The sequence below is a fragment of the Streptomyces sp. NPDC087859 genome, assembly GCF_044742595.1.
In the GTDB taxonomy this organism is placed as follows: domain Bacteria; phylum Actinomycetota; class Actinomycetes; order Streptomycetales; family Streptomycetaceae; genus Streptomyces; species Streptomyces canus_F.
The window spans coordinates 238,716-260,220 of record NZ_JBIUUU010000003.1 but is presented as its reverse complement, the minus strand read 5'-3'; the positions used below and the strand labels follow the sequence as shown (position 1 = coordinate 260,220).

At 71.5% G+C, this 21,505-nt stretch carries 26 protein-coding genes and 1 riboswitch; of the genes, 12 read left to right on the top strand and 14 right to left on the bottom strand.

Annotated features, from left to right (window positions below; all coding sequences use genetic code 11):
• Positions 1-221 precede the first annotated feature (221 nt).
• Both ACIOHP_RS08555 and ACIOHP_RS08550 read left to right on the top strand, forming a co-directional pair.
• Positions 222-1,391, top strand: a complete 1,170-nt coding sequence (locus ACIOHP_RS08555) for a steroid 3-ketoacyl-CoA thiolase (protein WP_401884606.1) — start codon at positions 222-224, stop codon at positions 1,389-1,391.
• Between the two features lie 38 nt (positions 1,392-1,429).
• On the top strand, positions 1,430-1,672 hold the full coding sequence (locus ACIOHP_RS08550; RefSeq protein ID WP_361477529.1) for a hypothetical protein: 243 nt from the start codon (positions 1,430-1,432) through the stop codon (positions 1,670-1,672).
• On the opposite strand, the gene ACIOHP_RS08545 is transcribed toward ACIOHP_RS08550, so the two are convergent.
• Both ACIOHP_RS08545 and ACIOHP_RS08540 read right to left on the bottom strand, forming a co-directional pair.
• The gene (locus ACIOHP_RS08545) at positions 1,656-1,859 is read right to left on the bottom strand and encodes a DUF397 domain-containing protein (protein WP_401884602.1); all 204 of its coding nucleotides are present in this window, start codon (positions 1,857-1,859) and stop codon (positions 1,656-1,658) included. The genes ACIOHP_RS08550 and ACIOHP_RS08545 overlap by 17 nt on opposite strands.
• Positions 1,843-2,667 carry a helix-turn-helix domain-containing protein gene (locus tag ACIOHP_RS08540; RefSeq protein WP_401884600.1) on the bottom strand — a complete coding sequence of 275 codons (825 nt, stop codon included), beginning with the start codon at positions 2,665-2,667 and terminating at the stop codon, positions 1,843-1,845. Before ACIOHP_RS08540 ends, ACIOHP_RS08545 begins: the two co-directional genes overlap by 17 nt.
• Before the next feature lie 74 nt (positions 2,668-2,741).
• Between ACIOHP_RS08540 and ACIOHP_RS08535 the strand changes: the two genes are divergently transcribed.
• From ACIOHP_RS08535 to ACIOHP_RS08520, 4 genes are all read left to right on the top strand, one after another.
• Positions 2,742-3,173 (top strand): ATP-binding protein, encoded by a 432-nt coding sequence (locus tag ACIOHP_RS08535; protein WP_401884597.1) that lies wholly within the window; start codon positions 2,742-2,744, stop codon positions 3,171-3,173.
• 148 nt (positions 3,174-3,321) lie between these two features.
• Positions 3,322-3,468, top strand: coding sequence for a hypothetical protein (locus tag ACIOHP_RS08530; protein WP_401884595.1), 147 nt, complete (start codon positions 3,322-3,324; stop codon positions 3,466-3,468).
• A 94-nt stretch (positions 3,469-3,562) separates the two neighbouring features.
• On the top strand, positions 3,563-4,015 hold the full coding sequence (locus ACIOHP_RS08525) for a hypothetical protein (RefSeq protein ID WP_401884592.1): 453 nt from the start codon (positions 3,563-3,565) through the stop codon (positions 4,013-4,015).
• The gene (locus ACIOHP_RS08520; RefSeq protein ID WP_401884590.1) at positions 4,012-4,482 is read left to right on the top strand and encodes a pyridoxamine 5'-phosphate oxidase family protein; all 471 of its coding nucleotides are present in this window, start codon (positions 4,012-4,014) and stop codon (positions 4,480-4,482) included. The genes ACIOHP_RS08525 and ACIOHP_RS08520 overlap by 4 nt, the downstream gene beginning before the upstream one ends.
• Here ACIOHP_RS08520 and ACIOHP_RS08515 read toward each other — a convergent pair.
• A complete protein-coding gene (locus tag ACIOHP_RS08515) occupies positions 4,388-5,101 on the bottom strand; it encodes a Fic family protein (RefSeq protein ID WP_401884586.1) in 714 nt (237 codons plus the stop codon). The genes ACIOHP_RS08520 and ACIOHP_RS08515 overlap by 95 nt on opposite strands.
• 49 nt (positions 5,102-5,150) lie before the next feature.
• Complete coding sequence (locus ACIOHP_RS08510; protein ID WP_401884582.1) at positions 5,151-5,954, bottom strand: hypothetical protein; 804 nt, start codon at positions 5,952-5,954, stop codon at positions 5,151-5,153.
• 81 nt (positions 5,955-6,035) lie between these two features.
• On the opposite strand from ACIOHP_RS08510, the gene ACIOHP_RS08505 reads away from it, so the two are divergent.
• On the top strand, positions 6,036-6,308 hold the full coding sequence (locus ACIOHP_RS08505) for a hypothetical protein (RefSeq protein WP_361540059.1): 273 nt from the start codon (positions 6,036-6,038) through the stop codon (positions 6,306-6,308).
• A 28-nt stretch (positions 6,309-6,336) separates the two neighbouring features.
• Here ACIOHP_RS08505 and ACIOHP_RS08500 read toward each other — a convergent pair whose 3' ends face one another.
• The 7 genes from ACIOHP_RS08500 to ACIOHP_RS08470 all read right to left on the bottom strand — a co-directional run bounded on the left by ACIOHP_RS08500 (position 6,337) and on the right by ACIOHP_RS08470 (position 13,355).
• A complete protein-coding gene (locus tag ACIOHP_RS08500; protein ID WP_361540056.1) occupies positions 6,337-7,029 on the bottom strand; it encodes a YoaK family protein in 693 nt (230 codons plus the stop codon).
• Positions 7,030-7,127: 98 nt separating this feature from the next.
• Positions 7,128-7,547 (bottom strand): transglycosylase SLT domain-containing protein, encoded by a 420-nt coding sequence (locus tag ACIOHP_RS08495; protein WP_361540053.1) that lies wholly within the window; start codon positions 7,545-7,547, stop codon positions 7,128-7,130.
• 308 nt (positions 7,548-7,855) lie between these two features.
• Entirely contained in the window at positions 7,856-8,659 is an 804-nt protein-coding gene (locus ACIOHP_RS08490; protein ID WP_401884578.1) for an ECF transporter S component, read from the bottom strand.
• Positions 8,656-10,398: an ABC transporter ATP-binding protein gene (locus tag ACIOHP_RS08485; protein ID WP_401884576.1), complete on the bottom strand. Its 1,743-nt coding sequence runs from the start codon at positions 10,396-10,398 to the stop codon at positions 8,656-8,658. The genes ACIOHP_RS08490 and ACIOHP_RS08485 overlap by 4 nt, the downstream gene beginning before the upstream one ends.
• Positions 10,395-11,495 (bottom strand): energy-coupling factor transporter transmembrane component T, encoded by a 1,101-nt coding sequence (locus ACIOHP_RS08480; protein ID WP_401884572.1) that lies wholly within the window; start codon positions 11,493-11,495, stop codon positions 10,395-10,397. Before ACIOHP_RS08480 ends, ACIOHP_RS08485 begins: the two co-directional genes overlap by 4 nt.
• Entirely contained in the window at positions 11,485-12,153 is a 669-nt protein-coding gene (locus tag ACIOHP_RS08475) for an SCO2322 family protein (RefSeq protein WP_401884569.1), read from the bottom strand. The genes ACIOHP_RS08480 and ACIOHP_RS08475 overlap by 11 nt, the downstream gene beginning before the upstream one ends.
• Entirely contained in the window at positions 12,150-13,355 is a 1,206-nt protein-coding gene (locus ACIOHP_RS08470) for a prenyltransferase/squalene oxidase repeat-containing protein (RefSeq protein WP_401884565.1), read from the bottom strand. The genes ACIOHP_RS08475 and ACIOHP_RS08470 overlap by 4 nt, the downstream gene beginning before the upstream one ends.
• Before the next feature lie 117 nt (positions 13,356-13,472).
• Positions 13,473-13,606: riboswitch (cobalamin riboswitch) on the bottom strand.
• 47 nt (positions 13,607-13,653) lie between these two features.
• Here ACIOHP_RS08470 and ACIOHP_RS08465 point away from each other — a divergent pair.
• Both ACIOHP_RS08465 and ACIOHP_RS08460 read left to right on the top strand, forming a co-directional pair.
• Positions 13,654-14,298, top strand: a complete 645-nt coding sequence (locus tag ACIOHP_RS08465; RefSeq protein WP_401884560.1) for a phosphotransferase — start codon at positions 13,654-13,656, stop codon at positions 14,296-14,298.
• Positions 14,299-14,403: 105 nt separating this feature from the next.
• On the top strand, positions 14,404-16,476 hold the full coding sequence (locus ACIOHP_RS08460; RefSeq protein ID WP_401884556.1) for an ATP-binding protein: 2,073 nt from the start codon (positions 14,404-14,406) through the stop codon (positions 16,474-16,476).
• Here the strand turns inward: ACIOHP_RS08460 and ACIOHP_RS08455 are convergent.
• Together ACIOHP_RS08455 and ACIOHP_RS08450 are read right to left on the bottom strand one after the other, a co-directional pair.
• Positions 16,461-16,916 carry a nuclear transport factor 2 family protein gene (locus tag ACIOHP_RS08455; protein WP_401884552.1) on the bottom strand — a complete coding sequence of 152 codons (456 nt, stop codon included), beginning with the start codon at positions 16,914-16,916 and terminating at the stop codon, positions 16,461-16,463. The two genes, ACIOHP_RS08460 and ACIOHP_RS08455, sit on opposite strands and share 16 nt — an antisense overlap.
• A gap of 42 nt (positions 16,917-16,958) precedes the next feature.
• A complete protein-coding gene (locus tag ACIOHP_RS08450) occupies positions 16,959-17,984 on the bottom strand; it encodes an MBL fold metallo-hydrolase (RefSeq protein ID WP_401885236.1) in 1,026 nt (341 codons plus the stop codon).
• 188 nt (positions 17,985-18,172) lie between these two features.
• Between ACIOHP_RS08450 and ACIOHP_RS08445 the strand changes: the two genes are divergently transcribed.
• From ACIOHP_RS08445 to ACIOHP_RS08435, 3 genes are read left to right on the top strand one after another with little or no spacing between them, the layout of a single operon-like run.
• A complete protein-coding gene (locus tag ACIOHP_RS08445) occupies positions 18,173-19,630 on the top strand; it encodes an aldehyde dehydrogenase (protein WP_361540027.1) in 1,458 nt (485 codons plus the stop codon).
• Between the two features lie 6 nt (positions 19,631-19,636).
• Positions 19,637-19,870 carry a ferredoxin gene (locus ACIOHP_RS08440; RefSeq protein WP_361477472.1) on the top strand — a complete coding sequence of 78 codons (234 nt, stop codon included), beginning with the start codon at positions 19,637-19,639 and terminating at the stop codon, positions 19,868-19,870.
• 48 nt (positions 19,871-19,918) lie between these two features.
• Complete coding sequence (locus tag ACIOHP_RS08435) at positions 19,919-20,782, top strand: tetratricopeptide repeat protein (protein ID WP_361540024.1); 864 nt, start codon at positions 19,919-19,921, stop codon at positions 20,780-20,782.
• Here ACIOHP_RS08435 and ACIOHP_RS08430 read toward each other — a convergent pair.
• Positions 20,779-21,393, bottom strand: coding sequence for a TetR family transcriptional regulator (locus ACIOHP_RS08430; protein WP_361540021.1), 615 nt, complete (start codon positions 21,391-21,393; stop codon positions 20,779-20,781). The genes ACIOHP_RS08435 and ACIOHP_RS08430 overlap by 4 nt on opposite strands.
• Between the last annotated feature and the right edge of the window lie 112 nt (positions 21,394-21,505).

Below are 21,505 nucleotides of genomic sequence, written 5' to 3'. Positions count from 1 at the left end.
GGCAGCTCCAGCCGTGTTCCGGCAGTCTTCTGACGGTCCATCAGTTCGTGTCGTGAACGTAGTAACCGGTTCTAGAAGTAGCAAGAGGCGTGCACGACTCTTGCGGGGATGGACTCGGTGTCAGCAGACTGCGTGTGGAACTAGAACACGTACTAGTTCCGCGTGGCGGGCCGGGCCGGGACGCCCCCGCGCCGCGCGGGTACGGAGGAGAGGAACTCCCCATGGCCGCGGAACCCGTGATCGTCGAAGCCGTACGCACCCCCATCGGCAGGCGCGGCGGCGCGCTCGCCAACCTCCACCCCGCCTACCTGCTGGGCGAGACCTACCGTGAACTCCTCGGCCGCACCGGCATCCCCGCCGACTGCGTCGAGCAGATCGTCGGCGGCACGGTGACCCACGCCGGCGAGCAGTCCATGAACCCCGCGCGCACGGCCTGGCTGACGATGGGCCTGCCGTACGAGACGGCGGCGACGACCGTCGACTGTCAGTGCGGCTCTTCGCAGCAGGCCTCGCACATGACGGCGAACCTCATCGCGGCGGGCGTCATCGACGTCGGCATCTCCTGCGGAGTCGAGGCGATGTCGCGGGTGCCGCTCGGGTCCGGTTCCAAGCACGGACCGGGCAAGCCGTTCCCCGACGAGTGGAACGTCGACCTCCCCAACCAGTTCGAGGCGGCGGAACGGATCGCCCGCCATCGGGGGCTGACGAGGGAGAACGTCGACTCGCTGGGCCTCATCTCGCAGGAGCGGGCCGCTGCCGCCTGGAGCGAGGAGCGCTTCAAACGCGAGACGTTCGCCGTGCAGGTGCCGACGACGGAGGACGAACAGCACGCCGGGCAGGGCATGTGGCGGCTGGTGGACCGGGACGAGGGGCTGCGCGACACCTCCATGGAGGCGCTGGCGGGCCTGAAGTCCGTCATGCCCACCGCCATCCACACGGCGGGCAACTCGTCCCAGATCAGCGACGGCGCGGCGGCGATCATGTGGGCCTCGAAGCGGATGGCGCGCGCGCTGAAGCTGCGTCCGCGCGCCCGGATCGTCGCCCAGGCCCTGGTCGGCGCCGACCCGCACTTCCACCTCGACGGACCGATCGACGCGACCAAGGCGGTGCTCGGGAAGGCCGGGATGTCCCTCAAGGACATCGACCTCGTCGAGATCAACGAGGCCTTCGCGTCCGTGGTGTTGAGCTGGGCGCAGGTCTTCGAGCAGGACCTGGAGAAGGTGAACGTGAACGGCGGCGCGATCGCGCTCGGGCATCCGGTCGGCGCGACCGGGGCCCGGCTCATCGCCACCGCGCTTCATGAACTGGAGCGTGTGGACAAGGAGTTCGCGCTGGTGACGATGTGTGCGGGGGGTGGCCTCGCCACCGGCACGATCATCCAGCGGATATGAGCTCGACAGAGGTTGACGTGGCCTGATCAACTTGCCCGATGTTTCTCAACCTCATCCTCCGCGTCCTGCCCTTCTACCTCCGCGAACCGCTGGTCATCGGCATCTGCCTCACCATGGCCGGCGCTTGCTTCTACTGGTTCGTCCAGGTAGGGGGCTTGGGCAGGGGCGGCTTCGGGCTGCTGTTCCTGGCGATCGCCGTCCTGCGTGCGTATCTCTTCCGCAAGGAGTGGAGAGCGCACCAGGCGGCGAAGGCGGGGGGTGTCGTCACACCGCAGGTGTAGCGCCGCTCCAGGACACGAAGTGGTGGAAGGTGGCGGGGGCGATGGTGAGGATCGGTCCCGTCGGGTTCTTTGAGTCGCGGATGGCGATGGCGATGGCGATGGTGGCGGGGGCTGCGGCGATCTCTACGCAGTCGCCGCCTTGGTCGCCGCTGTAGCTGGACTTACGCCACTCAGTCTGGCTTTCCATAGCGTTCCTCCATCACTCGCCGGATCAGTTCCGCCGAGTCCTTCAAGGAGAGCGCGGCGGCCCGGAGATGATCGTAACGGAGCGAGCAGTCCTGGACGGTGTCCGGATTCGCGGTCGGATGCCCGCTGGCGTACCCCTCGGTGTAGACGATGGTCGGATCGCTCGCGAAGCGGTAGAGGTTGAACGAGCCTTGGAGCCCTGCGTGTGCTCCCGCCGAGAACGGCAGTACCTGGATGTTGATTCGAGAGCGGTGCTCGAACGACAACAAGTGGGTCAGTTGGCCTCGCATGGTTTCCCGGTCGCCGATCTCCTGGTACAGAGCGGCCTCGCTGACGACCATCCAGCAGACGGGCGGGCCCTGCTTTTCGAAGATGCGTTGACGGGCCAGCCGCACGGCGGTGCGATCGTCGAGGTCGTTCTGGTCCAGGACGCCGAGCACCCCTCGTACGTATTGCTCGGTCTGGAGGAGGCCATGGATCATGTGGGTCTGGAACGTGCAGATCTCGGTCGCCCGCGCTTCCAGCTCGGCAACCTGCCTGAACCACGCCGGGAGTTGACTGCGCAACACCAGCTCGACGAGCCGCGTCAGCAACCCGTCGGACCCCAGCGCCGCGTCCGCCCGCACGCTGAACTCCGGCGTCGGCACCTTCCTCGCTGTCTCGATCTGGCCGATCAGGGACCCGGTGTAGTTCAGGATGTCCCCGAGCTGTTTCTGGCTCAGCCCAGCCGCCTCCCGCAGTCGCCGCAACTCGAAGCCGTAGTAATCGAGCGGCGAGGCCCCCGGGTCGAGGACGTTGATGTGCGTCACGAACTGCCCCCACTGCAGAGCTGGTTGTGTTCGACCTGTAGCCCAGCGTAGTCGCGCCAGTTCAGGCTCGTACCGTGAACGCATACTTTCCCCCCATCCTCCTGGGTCCCCTCTCCACCCAGTACCGCATGCGCCTCACCGTGGGCGAACACTCGGTCCGGTACATCCGCCGTATCGTCCGCTCGCTGCTCACCGACTGGGAACTGGCCGGGCTGACCGACGCCGTGGAGCTCGGGGTGACGGAGCTGGTCGCCAATGTCGTACGGCATGTTCCGGGTCGGCGGTGCGAGGTGGTGGTGCTGCGTCAGGTGGCCGGGGTGCGGGTGGAGGTGGCGGACGGGTGTGTTCAACGTCCGGTACCACGTGACGAGTTGTCGCTGGACGCGGAAGGGGGTCGTGGGCTGCTGCTCCTGGAGGCGGTCGTCGACAAATGGGGTGTGACGGGGGTGGCCGGGGGCGGGAAGGTCGTGTGGTTCGAATGCGGGGCGTCCGCGACTGTGTGTTGAAGGACGGGGTGGGGGTGGACCGGAGGGGGCGGGGGAGTGATCCGGTCGGCGGAGGGCTCATCGAGCGCTACCCGCATGCCCGGATCCGGGTGGCGCACAGCAACGGTTCCGCTGGAGATCCTTCGCGTGCCGGCGAGGCGCCGTGGCCATGAAGCGCAACTCACTCGACATCCTGGAGGGCTTGGCCGTCGCCCGCCACCGGCGGACGCCACGGTCCGTGCCGGACAGGCTCCTGGCGGACGACTGGAGCGAAGAGCGGGAGCTCGCGCGCAGCCGGACCGAGAACGACGACTGATCCGCATCCCCCGGCCGACCGCCCGACCGGCCGATGAGTTTTTTCCGCCGCCGCGGTCATCACTGTCGGTAGAGGCGAGGAGGAGGTGTCCGCGATGGGCGGATCGGCGGGGCAGGAAGCGTTGGATCGGCTGGGCGTGCTGGTCGGGGAGTGGGCGGTGGAGGCCGATCTTCCCGGGGCGGACGGGCCGCCCGCGCGGTGTGTGTTCGCGTGGGATCTGGACGGGCGGTTTCTGGTGCAGCGGACCGAGATCCCGGTCGAGGGGGCGCCGGACAGCATGGCGATCATCGCCGCCGATCCGGAGTCGGGGGCGTACACGTACCACTACTTCGACACGCGCGGTGTCGTACGGACGTATGCGATGAGCTTCGACGGCGAGGAGTGGCGGCTGCTGCGCGAGACGCCGGACTTCTCGGCGCTGTCCTTCCGGCAGCGGTTCCTCGGGCGGGTGGAAGGTGATGTCATCCGGGGTGCCTGGGAACTGGCCAAGGGGGAATCGGAGCCGTGGGAACGGGACTTCGGGCTCGTCTACCGGAGGACTCGGTGACGGGGCGCGGTGAGATCGCGCGGGGGATCGTCGACGGGAACCGGTACATGGTGCTGGCCACCGCCGACGCGGACGGGCGGCCGTGGGGTTCTCCCGTCTACTTCGCGCACGAGGGGTATCGGGAGTTCTTCTGGGTGTCCTCGCCGGAGGTCACCCATTCACGGAACATCGCGGTACGGCCCGAGGTGGGGATCTCGGTCTTCGACTCGTCGGTGCCGATCAGTACCGGGCAGGCGGTGTACATGGCCGGTGTGGCCGAGGAGGTCGTGGACGAGGGGGCGGCCGAGCATGCGCTGGAGGTCTTCTCCCGGCGTTCCGTGGAGCACGGGGGGCGGGTCTGGACCCTCGACGACGTGCGGGGCGACTCCGGGATCAGGCTGTACCGCGCGGTGGCCGACGGTCACTCGATGCTGGCGAAGGACGGCAAGCCGGATCACCGGGTGCCCGTCGACCCGCTGCGGCCGTGATGAGGACGGCCAGCAGGTCGGCGAGTGCGAGGGCGCCCTCGGGGTCGTCGGCGCGGCGGCGGATCCGGCGTACGGGGCCGACCTGGTCGAGGGAGACGCCGGCCCGGGCCAGGACGAAGGTCAGGGTGAGGAACGCGGAGCGGGCGTTGCCGTCGTCGAAGGGGTGGAAGAAGCAGACGTCGAGGTAGGCGCGGGCGGCCCGGGCGGTGAGGGGGAGTGCCGGATCGGCGGCCTGGTCCTGGGTCTCGGCGAGGCAGGCCTCGAGGAGAGCGGGGAGGTCCGGGCCGGTGCCGTAGCGCTCACGGCCGGACTTGGCGTGGGCCGGGTCGCTGCGGAAGGGCGGGGGCTCGGGGGTGCCCAGGACGTGGCGCTGCCAGCCGGCGAGCAGGGCGAAATCCAGGGGTGCCGCGGCGGCCGCGTCGGCGCGGGCCCGGGTGAGGGCGGCGAGGAGGCGTTCGGCGCGCTGCGGGGAGCGGGCGTGGTCGTGGGTGCGGATGTCGTGGGCGGCGCCGTCCCGGGCGGGGGTGACGGGGTGGGGGGCGGTGCGGGCTCGGTGCCAGGGGATGGTGGCGCGGAGGGTGAGCCAGGTGCGGAGGTGGTCGGGGGCGGGGGTGCTCATACGGCGGTCGTCCGTCCACGGCGTTCGTTCGGTTTCGGCGGCTGTCCGGCTACGTCAGGCGTTCGTCGAGGTAGGTCTGGAGGTGGGCGGACGTGTACCGGTAGGTCTCGACGTCGGCCGGGGGCTCGGTGCCGGGCTCCAGTGCGCCGGCGAGCTGCCGCGCCACGTCGGTCAGCAGCTTCGCCTCCGGTGCGGTCCAGCTCTCGAAGCGGCCGCCGATCGCCTCCTCGACCAGGGTGTCGGCGGTGTCCGGGGGCACCTCCCAGCGGGTGAGGAACCAGGTCAGGACCTGACGGCAGTGGCCGTACCAGGCGTCTCCGGAGCCCGTGCGGTCCAGGACCTGGACGATCAGGTGGTGGGTGGCGCGCTCCCAGGCGTCCCGGCGGTCCTCGGCGGAGAGGCCGGCCAGGGGATGGGCGTCGAAGCGACGGTCCAGGTACTCCAGCCAGTCCCGCCATTCGCACAGCGAGGCGGCGACCCGTTCGAGGGTCTCCTCGGGGGTGGTGATCGAGTGCAGGGTGCAGCACCAGGAGCCGACCGGTCCGCCGCCGAGGTCGCCTTCGTCGAGGGCCCAGCGCCAGCCGGTGCTCCAGTGGCCGTACCACGCGACGAGCTCCTCGGTCATGGCCTCGGCCCAGGCCCAGCCTTCGGTGTGGGACCAGTGGCAGAGCCTGGCGTACTCCGCGGCGGCTTCGTCGGGGTGGGAGGTGCGCTTCCTGGCCGGACGGACGGGGGTCCGGCTCGCGGCGCCCAGGCTCCGGACGACATCGAGCGCGTCATCGCTGTCGAAGGGGTGACGCCGGGGGTCGACGTCGGGCCAGGTGAGGTCGTAAGGGAGGAGTTCGCGGGACATCGTACGAATGCTCGGTCACCCGGGGTTCCGCCTCAACCAAATATCGTCGCCCGAATAAGGGCTCCCGCATATGGTCCTCGCATGGGGAACGAGACGGAGACCGTCTGCCGGGTCTGTGGCCATGACGGCTACGAGGTGTTCTGGGAGGACGGCTGGCCCACGGCGGAGATCTGCTCGTGCTGCGGCAACGAGTCCGACGTCGGGGACAACAGCGTCCTGGGTGTGCGGGGCTACCGCGGCTACTGGGTGGGGCAGGGCGCCCCGTGGCGCAGTCCGTCGGCGGAGCGCAAGCGCAAGAGCGAGGGCTGGGACCTGCTGCGGCAGCTGGCGAACATTCCGCCGCGGTGGCGCTGAGCCGGTCCCCGGACGAGACGGCCCCTTCCTACTCCCGCCCCGACGCCACCACCGCCAGTACCCCCACCAGTACGGCCGTGACCAGCAGCGGGATGCCCAGCCCGTGGTGGAGCACCAGCCACGCCCCGAGCGCGGCGCCCACCACCATCGCGACGACCGCGGCCGAACGGCGGGGGGAGCGGGTCCCCGGTCCGCCGCCCGCGCGGGAGTCCGCGGCGAGGCCCGTCAGGGTCATGGTGAGGACGGTGGTCGTGATGTCGGGGACGCCGAGTCTGCGGACCGTGGCGTTGCGCAGCCCCATCGCGAAGGCCGTGACCGCGATGAGGGTGTAGACGGTGGCCGTGTCGTCGGGCGCGACGAAGGCGACCACCGCGGACGCGCCCAGCAGGGCCGCCTCCGCGGCGAGGGTGAGCCGGGCCCACCTGCGGCGGGAGCCACGGCCGAGACGTACGGCGGTCCGGCCGCCCACCACCGCGCCCACCAGGAACGAGGCGAGCGAGGTCACGGTGTGCGGCACCGAGAAGCCGGGGGCGCCGGCCGCGGCGAAGCCCAGCACCACCACGTTGCCGGTCATGTTCGCCGTGAAGACGTGCCCGAGGCCGAGATAGCTGACGGCGTCGATCAGACCGCTGACCAGGGTCAGCGCGAGCAGTACCGGCACCAGGCGGAGCCCGCGGTCCTCGGGGTCGGACTCCGTGGGCTCCTCAGTCTCTGTGCTCACCGGCCCAGTGGACCATGAGCGCTCGCTGAACGACGAAGGCGGCGGCCCCCTCGTGGAGGGAGCCGCCGCCTTCGTACGTCAGTCTGCTGTCAGTCGGCTCAGTACCAGCCGTTGGCCTGCCAGAACGCCCAGGCGCCGGTCGGGCTGCCGTAGCGCTCGTTCATGTACTTCAGGCCCCACTCGATCTGGGTCTCGGCGCTGGTCTTCCAGTCGGAACCGGCGGAGGCCATCTTGGAGCCCGGCAGGGCCTGGACCAGGCCGTAGGCGCCGGAGGAGGCGTTGGTGGCGTCGACATCCCAGCCGCTCTCGTGCTCGACGATCTTGCTGAACGCGTTGTACTGGGCGGCGTTCGGGATCATCTGACGCGCGATGGACTTGGCCTCGGCGGCCGAGGAGCTGGTGGCCGCCTGAGCGGGCGCCGCGGTCAGCACCAGACCAGCGGTGGCGGCGGCCATCGCGACGGTGGTGATGGCCTTCTTCGGGGAAGCGATGCGGCGAACGATGCGGGAGACGGACACGGAGAACCTTTTCTTCGGGGACAGGGAGTCGCGGGTATGTCGTGACCGTGTTGAGCGGCTCTGACATGCGTTGGCGCCGAGGCCCGTGGGGCGGGTCGGCGCCGTGCGACGTTGTCCAGATAAACAGGCTCGGAGCCCGTCCGCAATGACCCCTTTTGCTAGTTGTGGTCGTATGTGCGGCGAGAGAGGGTCGTGTGATCTGGCTCTCAAAGCGCAGGTCAGAGGCCGTTATGGCGTGGACATGGCGTCCGAAATGTACTACTAAGGTGGTTAGTTCGTGATGTGGGTCATGTGGGGTGCTTCACCGCTCAACGAGGTTCGAATGTGACCGCGCTCTCGAACGCCGCGCGCCGGGTGGCTCTGCGTAGCGCCCTGAGCACGGCAGGGCCGAGCAGGAAGGTCAGGACGACCGTGCACACCGCCCGGCCCAGGTCCCAGCCGAGGGATGTGGCCAGGCAGTAGGCGAGGAAGCGGGCCAGGTTCTCGGGGACCGGGTCCCCCGGGACGAAGGCGATGTTCGAGGCCAGCGCGCCCATGAAGGGCCAGCCCGCGAGGTTCATCGCCGTGCCGTAGACGAAGGCCGCCAGGAAGCCGTACAGGGCGAGCATCCGCAGCTCCGCCCGCCCGCGGAACCGGCCCGGCAGCAGGCCCGCGCCCATCGTGAACCAGCCCATCGCCATCATCTGGAACGGCATCCACGGGCCCACCCCGCCCGTCAGCAGCGCCGAGGCGAACATCGTCGTCGAACCGAGCGCGAACCCGAACCCGGGGCCGAGCACCCGGCCGCTCAGCACCATCAGGAAGAACATCGGCTCGATCCCGGCGGTCCCGGCGCCGATCGGCCGCAGCGCGGCGCCGGTCGCGGCCAGCACGCCCATCATCGCCACCGCCTTCGGCCCCAGCCCCGCCTCCGAGATCGCCGCCCCGACCACGGCCACCAGCAGCAGCAACAGGGCCGCGAACAGCCACGGCGCGTCCTGCGTGTGCGTCCCGACCTGCGAGGTCGGCGGCGCGAGAAACGGCCACCCGAAGGCGACGACACCGACCGCGCCGGCGAGGGCGAGGGCGGCGAGGGAGCGGGGGCCGAGGCGGATGGCCTTCACGGACTTCACGCGAGGCCCCCCTCGACGCCCGCCTCGAGTGCCTCCCGTACCTGCGTCACCGTGAGCCACTTCTGTGGGGCCAGGATCTTGCTGACCTGGGGGGCGAAGGAGGGGGAGGCCACGATGACGTCCGCCGCGGGGCCGTCCGCGATCACCTCGCCGTCGGCGAGCAGGACGACCCGGTGGGCGATCTCGGCGGCCAGTTCCACGTCGTGCGTGGCCAGCACGATGGCGTGGCCCTCGGCGGCGAGCGCGCTGAGGAGCGTGACCAGCCGGGCCTTCGCCGCGTAGTCCAGTCCGCGGGTCGGCTCGTCGAGGAGGAGCAGGGGAGGGCGGGCGGTGAGCACGACGGCCAGGGCGAGCGCGAGCCGCTGGCCCTCGGAGAGGTCGCGCGGGTGGGTGTCGTCGCTCACGCCCGGGAGGAGCTCGGACACGAGGGTGCGGCAGGTGCCCGGGGCGGCGCCCGCGTCGGCGTCGGCGGCGGTGCATTCGGCGGCGACCGTGTCGGTGTAGAGGAGGTCGCGTGGTTCCTGGGGGACGAGACCTACGCGGCGGACCAGGTCCTTGGGGGCGGTGAGATGGGGTACGGCCCCGCCCGTGCGGACGGTGCCGGTGGTGGGTTGGACCAGGCCTACGAGCGTGTTGAGGAGCGTGGATTTGCCGGCGCCGTTGCGGCCCATGAGGGCGATGGTCTCGCCGGGGTTGATGGTGAGGGTGACGTTTCTGAGGGCTTGGGTGTGGGCTCGGCGGACCGAGAGGGCGTGGACTTCGGCGGTGTGGGGGGATGGGGGGAGAGGGGTAGGGGTGCGGGTGAACCAGCGGCGGCGGGCGGGGGCGCCCAAGAGTTCGGGGGGTGTGGGTTGTTGGCGGGTGCTGGCTGTCTGTGGCTGGTCGCGCCGTTCCCCGCGCCCCTTGGCGGCGTCGGCCGACCCTGCGTTCAGACGTTCGCGCAGGTCTCCTGCCCGCCGGCGCGCGTCTCTCACTGTCAGCGGAAGGGGGGACCAGCCCGCCAGGCGGCCCAGGTCCACCACCGGCGGATACACCGGTGATACGGCCATGATCTCGGCGGGGCAGCCGATGATCGGGGGCGTGCCCGGGCCCGGCAGAAGGGCGACCTGGTCGGCGTACTGGATGACCCGCTCCAGGCGGTGCTCGGCCATCAGGACCGTCGTCCCCAGATCGTGGACCAGGCGCTGGACGACCGCGAGGACCTCCTCCGCGGCGGCCGGGTCCAGAGCGGAGGTCGGTTCGTCGAGGACGAGGACCTTCGGGTGCGGGGTGAGGACCGAGCCGATCGCCACGCGCTGCTGCTGGCCGCCGGAGAGGGTGGCGATGGGCCGGTCGCGCAGGTCGGTCAGACCCAGGAGGTCCAGGGTCTCCTCCACGCGGCGGCGCATCACGTCCGGTGCGAGGCCCAACGACTCCATCCCGTAGGCGAGTTCGTCCTCGACCGTGTCCGTCACGAAGTGGGACAGCGGGTCCTGGCCCACCGTCCCCACCACGTCGGCGAGTTCACGCGGCTTGTGCGTACGGGTGTCACGGCCGGCCACCGTGACACGACCGCGCAGGGTGCCGCCGGTGAAGTGCGGGACGAGACCGCAGACGGAGTTGAGGACGGTCGACTTGCCGGTGCCGGACGGCCCCACGAGCAGGACGAGTTCACCCTCGGGGACCTCGAAGTCGACGCCCCGGACGGTCGGTTCGGCCGCCCCGTCGTACGTCACGGAGACATCCTCGAAGCGGATCACGACGGCTCCTTGTGGGGGACGCGGGGGACGTTCGGGGCGATGAAGGCCGGGAGCAGTCCGACGAGGATCGCCGCCGCGGGCCAGAGGGGCAGGGTGGGGGCGACCGGCGGGATCACACCAGGATGCAGGGCGGCGGGGTCCGTCGCGGACGCGACGGCCAGCGCCACCGCCGCCACCGCGCCGGAACCGGCGACGAGGAACGCGCGCGCGTTCCAGCGGTCCGGCCGGTAGCGGGTGCGCGGGGTGCGCCGCCCGCCGAGGCGCAGGCCCGCGAGGGCGGCGGCCGCTCCGCCGAGGAGCACGGGCATGCCGTACGTGCCGCCTTCGGCGGTGAGCAGGCCGTACGTTCCCGCACAGATGCCGAGCAGACCGCCGAGGGTGAGCGCGGTCGTCGTACGGCGGACACGGGGCGGGACGTCGGCGGTACGGCCGTACCCGCGCGCGTCCATCGCGGCGGCGAGGGCGACGGAACGCTCGAGGGCGCCCTCCAGGACCGGGAGTCCCACATGCAGCAGGCCCCGCATGCCCTTGTCCGGTCGGCCGCGCAACCGGCGGGCGGCGCGCACGCGCTGGACGTCGGCGATGAAGTGCGGCGCGAAGGTGAGGGCGACGACGACCGCCACACCGATCTCGTAGAGGGCGCCCGGCAGGGACTTGAGGAGTCGGCTCGGGTTCGCGAGGGCGTTCGCCGCGCCCACGCAGATGAGGAGGGTCGCCAGCTTCAGCCCGTCGTAGAACGCGAAGAGGAGCGTCTCACCGGTGACCTTGCCGCCGAGCCGGATGCCCTGCGCCCAGTCGGGGAGGGGGAGTTCGGGCAGGGTGACGATCACATGGGTGCCGGGGAGCGGGGAGCCGAGGGTGACGGCGAAGACGAGGCGGATGAGGAGGACGGCGAGGGCGAGCTTGACGAAGGCGGAGTAGGAGCGGGACCAGGGGGCGTCGGGGCGACAGGTCACCACGACATAGGCGGACGTGGCGATGAGGAGGGCGTGCAGGAGGGGGTTGGTGGTGCGGGTGGCCGCGACACCGAGGGAGAGGGCCCAGAGCCACCAGGCGGCGGGGTGCAGGTTCCGCGGCCGCGGAAGGTCAGCGCGCATTCCCGCGCCGCCTCGCCTGCCACACCGCCGCCGCGCCCAGGACCGCCACGGCGGCCGCCCCCGCGAACAGGCCCACCGAGGGGCCGCCGCCGGAGTCCTTCTTGTCTGCGGACGACTTCTGTGCGGACGACTCCTGCGGGGACGTCGGCTCCTTCCCTCCCGCCACCTGCTCCCCGCACCCCGTCTCCGGATATCCGGCGATGGCACACAGCAGCGCGTTCGTGCCGTACCGCAGCGGCTTCGCCACCGTCGCCAGCGCCTCCGCCGTCGTCGCGTCCTCCGGCACCACCGCGCAGGCCGTGCGGGTCGCGGGCGGGGTCTCGCCGGAGGGCGCGTCCTGTGCCGTACCGAAGTCGACGACCAGCGCCACGCGCTTCCTGCCCTCCGCCGCCGGGGTCTTCGCACAGATCGTCGCGAAGGACGCCGTGCCACGGGGCCTCGTCGCGTCCGCGGAGTCCTCACTGACGGCGAAACGGAACCCCTGCACGTCGCCGTCGGCGGGGACGGCGGTGGCGGGGCCCTGGGTGGCGTAGGTCCAGGTGGCGCCGGTGCGGTCCCAGAAGGACCAGTAGCGGTAGCCGGCGGCGTGGGCGGTCTGGGTCGCGCCGGTCAGGAGGACCAGCGCGGCCAGCAGCGGTGCGAGGGCTCGGCGGATCACGGCTGCTGCTTCTTCCTGCGGCCGCTGAAGAGGAAGCCGATACCGACCCCGGCGACGAGACCGGCGGCAACGGTCCACCAGACGGCGTTGCCGGAACCGTCGCCGCTGTCCGCGGCGGGCTTCTCGGCGGACGCTTTCTGCGGTGTGGGCCCTGTGGCGTTGAGCTGCTCGACCAGGTTCGTGCCGCCGAAGTCACGCGGGTCGCCGCCCGCCACGTCAGCGGCGATGATCAGTTGCGCGTAAGCGGCGGGGCCACTCTGCTCGGCCCAGGCGGCGGAGTTCTTCTCCAACCACTTCAGCGGCTTCTGGGCCGCCTTCGCCCCGCGCTGCACGGCGAGGGCGACGACCGCGTCCGCGGTGTTGCCGTAGTCGGGCTGGTCCTCGGAACCGGGGAGCGCGGTCTTGAGGTGGCCGTCCTTCTGCACCGCCTGTGCCAGGTAGGCGGCGCCGTTGGCCGCGGCCTGCTCCTCGGTGGGGTTGGGCGCGTCGGCGCAGGTGTCCTCCGGCCGGGTGTCGGCCTCCGCCGACAGCATGTTCATGCTCCGCAGGCCGACCACAGCCGCCGCTGTCGCGTCCGCGTTGGCTGTCAGCTTGCCCTTCTTGTCCGGCTGGTAGGCGAAGGCGCCGCCCTTGGCGCAGGGCAGGGCCAGCTTCTTCAGGGCGTCGAAGGGCGACTTGCCCTCGTGCACGACCGTTGCGACGTCCTGACCGGCCGCGCCGAGTGCGCCGATGACGACGGCCGTCGAGTTGGCGTCGCTGGCACCACCGGGGGTGTAGCCCCAGCCGCCGTCCTTGTTCTGCATGGACTGCAACCAGGTCGTCGCCTTGTCGATCTCGTCCTGGTGTCCACCGACCGCCGACAGGGCCTGGACGGCCACGGCCGTGCTGTTGGTGTCGACCATGACCTTGCTGTCGCACGCCTTGGCGGGGTCGGCGCGGAACGCCGCGAACGCCCCGTTGGCACACTGCTGACCGGCGAGCCAGCTGATGGCCTGGGCAGCCGGCCTCACCTTCACCCTGTGCTGCGCGATCAACGCCGACGACTGCCGCCACACCCCGTCGTACGTCGGATCCCCGTCCCCGTACAACCCCTCCGGTATCACCACCGACGGCGACGGAGAAGGACTCGCGGCGACGGCCGGTGCGGCCGTCCCGAACACTGCGGTGGCGGCCAGGACCGCGGCGCTGCGGCGGACGTTCATGATCGGCGGGTGCCTCTCCCTGCGGGGGAGCCAGGCAGCACGGGACACCCCGGCGGCTCGGCTCCGTATACCTCGACGGTGCCGTACACCGGCCGGTTGCCGGTGCACGTGAGCCGGTCACAAGTACCGACACGGGGCGATCCGGCTCGCCGCCTCCTGGCAGAGACGGCTCACGGTTGCGGGTCAGCGCCGGAATTGCACCGGCTTCCCCCCGTACGGGTGTGATGACGACCCGGCCACTCTACCGGCCCGTAGGAAAGCCTCTGAGGGGTGGCTGTGCGCCCGGTAGGTTCCCGGCATGGGGATCATCACGGGGAGACTGATCGGCTCGGGGCGGGCCTCGGACGTGTACGAGATCGACGACGCGTGGGTGCTGCGGCGCGCCCGGGACGCCTACAGCGACGCGCTCGTCGAGGCGGCCGTCATGGAGCGGGTGCGCGGGCACGGGTATCCGGTACCGCGGGTGCGCGTGAAGGACTGCTCGTCCACCGAGCTGGTGATGGAGCGGCTGCACGGGCCGACGATGCTGGGGGCCTTCGCCGCCGGACGGATCGACGCGGAGGAGGCGGGGGTCGTACTGGCCCGTCTCCTGCGGCGGCTGCACGCCCTGCCGGGCCGTGTCGTCCACCTCGACCTGCACCCGGACAACGTCATGCTCACCCCCGCCGGGCCCTACGTCATCGACTGGGCCAACGCCGAGGAGGGCGACCCCGGTCTCGACTGGGGCATGTCGGCGGTGATCCTCGCCCAGGTCGCCGTGGGGGACGAGACGTTCGCCGAACCGGCGCGCGCGATGCTGGCCGCGCTGCTCGCCGACGCGTCGTCCCTGACCGACGACGGGCTGGCGGAGGCGCGGCGCCGGCGGGCGGTCAATCCGACGATGAGCCCGCGGGAGGTCGAACTCCTCGGGGCGGCGGAGGACTTGATCCGGTCGCTGACCTGATCGGGTTCGGTCGCGAAGTGGCTCGGCACGGCCACTTCAGGTGATCAGTCCGTCCGGTTCGGTCGGACTGTGTGGGCGTGTGGCGCGACGGCCAGACTGTTGCCCGTGCCCAGTGAGAAGACCCTCCCCGGGAACCTGCCGCCCGATTCCCGCGGCTTCGTCGGGCGGCAGCACGAACTCGGCTGGCTCGCGCAGAAGTTGGAGCCCTCCGGCGAGCGCCGACCGGTGACCCTCGTCGGAGTGGGAGGGGTGGGCAAGACACGGCTCGCGCTGCGGGCGGCGGAGCGGGCCGGGGCGGCGTATCCCGACGGGGTCTGGCTGGTGGAGCTGTCGCCGCTGCGGGCCGAGGGGCAGGTGCCGTCGGCCGTGATGGAGGCGCTGCGGCTGGCCGATCAGACCGCCGGGCCGGTGACCCAGGCACTCTGCGCCTGGGTGCGGGACAAGCGGCTGCTGCTCGTCCTCGACACCTGCGAGCATCTGCTGGCGGAGTGCGCGGCGCTGATCGCGGACCTGCTCGCCGTCGCTCCGGGGCTGCGCGTCCTCGTCACCAGCCGTGAGCCGCTGGACATGCCGGGAGAGCTCACGCTGGAGGTCGCCCCGCTGCGGGAACCCGACGCCACGGCCCTGTTCGCCCAGCGGGCCGCCACCGTCACCCCGGGCTTCGTCCTCGACGCCACGACCCGGCGGCAGGTCGGCGACCTCTGCCGGATCCTCGACGGGATCCCGCTCGCCATCGAACTCGCCGTCGCACGGCTGTCGTCGCACTCCCTGGACCGGCTCCACGAACTCCTCGGCGACCGGCTGCGCTCCCGCCTCGACGTGCTCGTCCCGGAGGGGAACGCGGAACAGGGGGCGCCGCGGCACTGGACCCTGCGCACGACCATCGGCTGGAGCCACGAGCTGTGCGCCCCGCTGGAACGGCTGTTGTGGGCGCGGCTGTCGGTGTTCGCCGGATTCTTCACCCGGCGGGCCGCCGAGTGGGTCTGTGCGGGCGGGCCGCTCCGCGCCGACCAGGTCGAGAACCTGCTCCTGCGTCTGACCCGGCAGTCGGTGGTGCTGCGTCATCCGGCCGACTCGGACCGCTTCCGGCTCCTCGACACGGTGCGCGAGTACGGCGCCGACTGGCTGGGGGAGTTGGGGGAGGGGGAGGCCGTACGGCGGCGGCACCGGGACCACTACCGGCGGTTCGCGCGCGAGGCCTGCTCCGACTGGAACACCGGCCGCCAGGTCGCCTGGTGCGAACGGGTCTTCGCCGAGCAGGCCAACCTCCGCGCCGCCGTGCACTGCGCGCTGGAGGACCCCGGCAGCCAGGTCGCGCTGGAGACGGTGGGGAGCATCGGGTTCCTGTGGCGGCACTGCGGCATGCTGCGCGACGCCCGGTTCGCGCTCGACCGGGTGCTCGCCGTAGAGCACGAGCCGGGCGAGGGCCTGCTGCTGGCGCTGTGGAGCCGGGCGGCCGTCGCGGTCACCCAGGGGCACCCGGAAGCCGCGGTTCCGTGGGCGCAGCGGTGCATGGACCTCGCGCGGGAACTCGGCGATCCGGCCGCGATCGACGCCACCGGATACGTCACCCTCGGCCCCCTCGTCCTGGCCGGCCGCCCGTCCGCGACGATCGAGGCGTTCTCGGACCTGCCGCTCGTGCCCGTCGTGTCGGACTGGCGCGGCTCGGGCCAGCTCCAGATGCGCGCCATGCGGCCGCTCGCCCAACTGATGAGCGGCGCGTACGCCGAAGTCGACGCGTCGGCCGCGGAACTGCGCGCCCTGTGCGCCGGGAGCGGCGAGCTCTGGACGGGGGCGTTCGTCGACGCCCTCATCGCCGACGCCGATCTCGCCCAGGGCCGTACCGTGGCCGCCCTGGACCATGCCCGGGGCGCGCTGGCCGGGCATCGGCTGATGCACAACACCGCCGGGGTCGCCTTCGGTATCGACGCCCTGGTGGCTGCCGAGATCGGGGACGAAGGCGGAGACGGCCGCCGCTCCGCCCGGCTGCTCGGCATCAGCCGTCGTGCCTGGGAACGCGTGGGCAGGGAGCAGTTCAGCCTGCCCGGCCGCGTCGCCGCCCGCGAGGCCCGCGAACGCCTCCTCCGCGACCGGCTCGGCGACCAGGTGTACGAGGAGGCGTACGCGCAGGGCATGGCGATGGCGTACGACGAAGGCGTCGACTACGCGCTCAGCTGAGGCGTCGGCCCGCCGAACGGCAGACGCAGCGCCCGCGACGCCAGCAGCCAACTCCCGTCCGCCGAACGCCGGAACGTGTCCTCGTAGTGCCCGACCTGGACCGGCGCCCCCGGCGGCACGATCCCGCCGTGGTATCCGTCGACCCGGTACGTGGTGAAGTACGAGGTCGCCGTCGCCGTGTCCGAGGAGGCCACCGTGACCAGGACGTTGGACATCACCCGCCGCGACAACCGGTCCTCGGGCCGGGACCCGAAGTACTCCCGCAGCGCTGCGCGCCCGTCGAACCGCCGTCCGTCGCCCGGCGAGGGCCACTCCCAGCTGCCGTCCTCGGTGAACAGCTCGGCCACGGAGCCCGGGTCCCCGATGTCGAGCCGGCGGGCGAAGTCGAGGATGAGCCGTTCACAGGCGCGCTCGGCGAGGAGTTGCTCCAGAGGGTCCATGGACCAGTGGTACCAGGGGCGGATCAAGACCCGCGACCCGATTCACACCGCGACGTAGGTCACCGGCTCACTCCCGGCCACGGCCTCCGCCCGCCCCAGTTTCACCAGCCGCCGCAGATGCGCCTCGGCCTCCGAGACCGCGATGGTCCGTGATCCGTAGGGGATCTGGTCCCACGGACGGTTCCACTCCATGCGCTCGGCGAGCTGCCACGGGGTGAGGGGTTCGACCAGCAGCGTCAGCAGGTCGGTGAGGCGTTCCTCGTGGTGCGCGAGCAACTCCCGTACCCGGGCGGCCGCGTCGGTGAAGACGTGCTGGTGGGCGGGGAGGACCTCGGCGGGGGCGAGACGGCCGACGCGTTCGAGGGAGTCGAGGTAGTCGCCGAGCGGGTCGGTGACGGTGGCGTCGTCCGGGTCCTCGTAGAGGCCGATGTGCGGGGTGATCTCGGGGAGCAGGTGGTCGCCGGAGAACAGGCGTCCGTTGCCCGGGAGTCGGGCGGGGTGGGTCTCCTCCAGGTGGAGGCAGACGTGGCCCGGTGTGTGGCCCGGCGTCCAGATCGCGCGCAGGCGGCGGCCCGCCAGACCGAGGAGTTCGCCGGGGACGATCTCGCGGTCGGGGAGGGCGGGGGAGAAGCCGGGGAGCTTGCGGTTGCGGGCGGTGCGCAGGGGCGCCACATGGGACTCCGGGGCGCCGGCGGCCTCCAGCTTGGCCGTCATATAGGAGAACCAGCGCTCCGGGCGGGTCTCGCGGGTGCGGCGGACGATCGCCGCGTCCGCCGCGTGCATCGCGATCCAGGCGCCGGAGACCTCGCGGACCTTGCCCGACAGACCGTGGTGGTCGGGGTGGTGATGGGTGATCACCACCCCGTGGACCTCGGTGGCCGAGGTGCCGCAGGCCCGCAGTCCCTCGGCGAGCGTGTCCCAGGACTCCGGGTCGTCCCAGCCCGTGTCGACCAGCACGGGACCGCGGTCGGTGTCGACGACGTACACCAGCGTGAAGCCCAGCGGGTTGTCGGGGATGGGAACCCGGATCGACCGGACGCCTCCGCCGTGGTCGCCGACCTGTGGCATGAGCTGAGTCATGGGCTTCCCCTGTCGCCGCGTTCTCGCCACTATAACTAGAACGCGTTTCGATGGGAGCCCAAGTCACCCTTCAGCCTCGGAGCGGGCTGTGAGCTCTGTGGACTCCTCCGAAGGGAACTGGTATCAGTTCCCGTATCTGATGAACCGTCAGAGCCAGTCCCGGGGAGGCAGTCGCCATGACCGAGCTCGTGGAACACGGACAGCTGTTCATCGGCGGGGAGTTGACCGACCCCCTGGGCAAGGACGTCATCGAGGTGATCTCCCCGCACACCGAGGAGGTCATCGGACGGGTGCCGCACGCCTCGGCCGAGGACGTGGACCGGGCGGTCGCGGCCGCGCGCAAGGCGTTCGACGAGGGGCCCTGGCCCCGGATGACGCTCGACGAGCGCATCGAGGTCGTCTCCCGCATCAAGGACGGCATCCTCACCCGGCACGAGGAGATCGCCCGCGTGATCTCCTCCGAGAACGGCTCGCCGTACTCCTGGAGCGTCCTCGCGCAGGCGCTCGGCGCGATGATGGTGTGGGACGCGGCGATCACGGTCGCACGGAACTTCACGTACGAGGAGCAGCGCGACGGCGTCCTCGGCAAGATCCTGGTCCGGCGCGAGCCGGTCGGCGTCGTCGCCGCCGTGGTCCCGTGGAACGTCCCGCAGTTCGTCGCCGCCGCCAAGCTCGCGCCCGCGCTGCTCACCGGCTGCACGGTGGTGCTGAAACCGTCGCCCGAGTCGCCGCTGGACGCGTATCTCCTCGCCGAGATCACGCGCGAGGCCGGGCTGCCGGAAGGGGTGCTGTCGATCCTGCCCGCCGACCGGGAGGTCAGCGAATACCTGGTCGGGCACCCGGGTATCGACAAGGTCTCCTTCACCGGGTCGGTGGCGGCCGGCAAGCGCGTGATGGAGGTGGCGTCGCGCAATCTGACGCGCGTGACACTGGAGTTGGGCGGCAAGTCGGCGGCGGTCGTCCTGCCGGACGCGGACATCGAGACGTCCGTCCCCGGGATCGTGTCGGCGGCCTGGATGAACAACGGCCAGGCATGTGTGGCCCAGACCCGCATCCTCCTGCCGCGCTCGCGCTACGACGAGTTCGCGGACGCCTTCGCCGCCGCGGCGAGCGCCCTGGTCGTCGGCGACCCGCTGGACCCCGCCACGCAGGTGGGCCCGCTGGTGGCACAGCGCCAGCAGCGCAGGAACCTCGACTACATCCGCATCGGCCAGGAGGAGGGCGCCAAGATCCTGACGGGCGGCGGCCGCCCGCCGGGCCTGGACCGCGGCTGGTACGTGGAGCCCACCCTCTTCGGCGACGTCGACAACTCCATGCGGATCGCCCGCGAGGAGATCTTCGGCCCGGTCATCTGCCTCCTTCCCTACGGCGACGAGTCCGAGGCCCTGAAGATCGCGAACGACTCGGACTACGGCCTCTCCGGCAGCGTCTGGACGGCCGACGTGGCGCACGGCATCGACGTCGCCCGCCAAGTCCGTACGGGCACGTACTCGGTGAACACCTTCAGCCTCGACATGCTGGGCCCGTTCGGCGGCTACAAGAACTCCGGCCTGGGACGGGAGTTCGGGCCCGAGGGCTTCGGCGAGTACCTGGAGCACAAGATGATCCACCTCCCGGCCGGCTGGGAGGGATGAACGGCCATGGGTGACCGCTGGCAGGTCGAGGTCGACCGCTCCATCTGCATCGGCTCGGCCCAGTGCATCCACCACGCCCCCGACGGCTTCCACCTCGACACCGGCCGCCAGTCCCACCCCGTCGACCCGGAAACGGACGCCAACGAAAAGATCCTGGCCGCCGCGGAGAGCTGCCCGGTGGAGGCGATCATGATCACGCTGCTGGGGAGCGGGGAGCCGGTGTTCCCGCCGGAGGAGTAGCGGCTTACGCTCCTGCGGTCGTCACAGGACCGATCCGGGCAGGGGAACGTGGACAAGAGCGAGGCCAGGCAGCTGATCGAGCAGGCGTACCAGGCGTGGGACGCCGAGGAGTGGCTGCGCGCCGCCGAGCTCTTCGAGCAGGTGCTCGCCCACTTCCCTGACGAGAAGCCGAGCGCGGAGTGGTGGTACGACGCCGCGCTCGCCCACAAGTTCCTGCGCAACTGGCAGAAGGCGTACGAGCTGGGGCGCGAGGCCGCCGCCCGCGCCCCGCGCGGCGAGGGCGAACCGGCGTTCTGGAACCTCGGGATCGCCGCGACGATCCAGCGGGAGTGGGCGACCGCACGGGACGCCTGGGCGGGATTCGGCATCGAACTCCCCGACGGGGAGGGCGAGATCGAAGCCCGCCTCGGGAACGCGTGCGTACGCCTCGACACCGGCGGACAGCAGGAGGTCGTGTGGATCGAGCGGCTCTGCCCGACGCGCGGCCGTGTGGTCAACGTGCCCGTCACCGGCGGGCGGCGGTACGGCGAGATCGTCGTCCACGACGGCGTGCCGAACGGCGAGCGGATCGTCGACGGCACGACGTACCCCGTCTTCGACGAGCTGCTGCTCTTCGAGGCCTCCGAGGTGCCCACCCTGGAGGTCACCGTGAACGCGGGCGAGCGGACCGACCTGGAGGCGCTCCTCGTGCTGTTCGCCGAGCACGGCTACGGCGCCGAGCCCGCCAGCTCCGTACGCATGCTGTGCGCGTGCTGCAGCGAGGGCACGCACCAGCAGGAGCGGAGTGCCGAGGCAGGCGCCCAGTCGGTCTCGCTCGCCGCCCCGCCGGAGGAGGCACGGCGGTTGCTGGAGCTGTGGGCCGGGGAGGCCCTGGTCGGGCGGAGCTGGAGCGGGCTGGAGGCGGTGGGCTAGTTATCCGGTGCCGTCAGGTCGATCAGCTTGCACACCGTCTCGATGTCGATCTTCACCTGGGCGATGGAGGCGCGGCCCGAGAGCCAGGTGATCAGGGCCGAGTGCCAGGTGTGCTCGATGACGCGGACCGCGGAGAGCTGGGCCGGGGTCGGGTCCTCGATGCCCATCGCGTCCAGGATGATCACCGTGGTCTGGCGGGAGACCTGGTCGACCTCGGGGGAGACGCTGCGGTCGGCGAAGGTGAGGGCGCGGACCATCGCGTCGGCGAGATGCGGCTCGCGCTGGAGGGCGCGGAACGCGCGCATCAGGGTCTCCGCCACCCGCTCGGCCGCCGTCTCGCCCTGCGGCGGCTTCTTCCGCAGCGTGCCGTGCATGTGCTCCAGCTGGTCCTGCATCGTGGCGACCAGCAGATGGATCTTGGACGGGAAGTAGCGGTACAGCGTGCCCAGCGCCACCTGCGAGGACTCCGCGACCTCCCGCATCTGCACCGCGTCGAAACCGCCCCGGCTCGCCAGCTGCGCGCTCGCGTGCAGGATGCGGCGACGACGGGCCTCCTGCCGCTCCGTGAGGGGCGCAGAGGCGGGGCGCTGGGTGATGGCTTCCGCAGGCATGGGTCCCGTCCGTGACAGTCGGTGAGGGCGAGTGATCACACAGCATGGCAGGGGTGTCGGTGGTGGCGTGAATCACCTGATCCACTGCTCACAGTGCCCCTACCTGCCGGTA

Excerpts from the sequence above, each read along its gene's own strand:
- ACIOHP_RS08545 (WP_401884602.1), bottom strand. The coding sequence starts at position 1,859 with ATGGAAAGCCAGACTGAGTGGCGTAAGTCCAGCTACAGCGGCGACCAA.
- ACIOHP_RS08445 (WP_361540027.1), top strand. The coding sequence starts at position 18,173 with ATGACCGAGCTCGTGGAACACGGACAGCTGTTCATCGGCGGGGAGTTG.
- ACIOHP_RS08525 (WP_401884592.1), top strand. The coding sequence starts at position 3,563 with ATGGGCGGATCGGCGGGGCAGGAAGCGTTGGATCGGCTGGGCGTGCTG.
- ACIOHP_RS08455 (WP_401884552.1), bottom strand. The coding sequence starts at position 16,916 with ATGGACCCTCTGGAGCAACTCCTCGCCGAGCGCGCCTGTGAACGGCTC.
- ACIOHP_RS08555 (WP_401884606.1), top strand. The coding sequence starts at position 222 with ATGGCCGCGGAACCCGTGATCGTCGAAGCCGTACGCACCCCCATCGGC.
- ACIOHP_RS08515 (WP_401884586.1), bottom strand. The coding sequence starts at position 5,101 with ATGAGCACCCCCGCCCCCGACCACCTCCGCACCTGGCTCACCCTCCGC.
- ACIOHP_RS08465 (WP_401884560.1), top strand. The coding sequence starts at position 13,654 with ATGGGGATCATCACGGGGAGACTGATCGGCTCGGGGCGGGCCTCGGAC.
- ACIOHP_RS08440 (WP_361477472.1), top strand. The coding sequence starts at position 19,637 with ATGGGTGACCGCTGGCAGGTCGAGGTCGACCGCTCCATCTGCATCGGC.
- ACIOHP_RS08530 (WP_401884595.1), top strand. The coding sequence starts at position 3,322 with ATGAAGCGCAACTCACTCGACATCCTGGAGGGCTTGGCCGTCGCCCGC.
- ACIOHP_RS08470 (WP_401884565.1), bottom strand. The coding sequence starts at position 13,355 with ATGAACGTCCGCCGCAGCGCCGCGGTCCTGGCCGCCACCGCAGTGTTC.
- ACIOHP_RS08450 (WP_401885236.1), bottom strand. The coding sequence starts at position 17,984 with ATGCCACAGGTCGGCGACCACGGCGGAGGCGTCCGGTCGATCCGGGTT.
- ACIOHP_RS08510 (WP_401884582.1), bottom strand. The coding sequence starts at position 5,954 with ATGTCCCGCGAACTCCTCCCTTACGACCTCACCTGGCCCGACGTCGAC.
- ACIOHP_RS08505 (WP_361540059.1), top strand. The coding sequence starts at position 6,036 with ATGGGGAACGAGACGGAGACCGTCTGCCGGGTCTGTGGCCATGACGGC.
- ACIOHP_RS08480 (WP_401884572.1), bottom strand. The coding sequence starts at position 11,495 with ATGCGCGCTGACCTTCCGCGGCCGCGGAACCTGCACCCCGCCGCCTGG.
- ACIOHP_RS08550 (WP_361477529.1), top strand. The coding sequence starts at position 1,430 with ATGTTTCTCAACCTCATCCTCCGCGTCCTGCCCTTCTACCTCCGCGAA.
- ACIOHP_RS08430 (WP_361540021.1), bottom strand. The coding sequence starts at position 21,393 with ATGCCTGCGGAAGCCATCACCCAGCGCCCCGCCTCTGCGCCCCTCACG.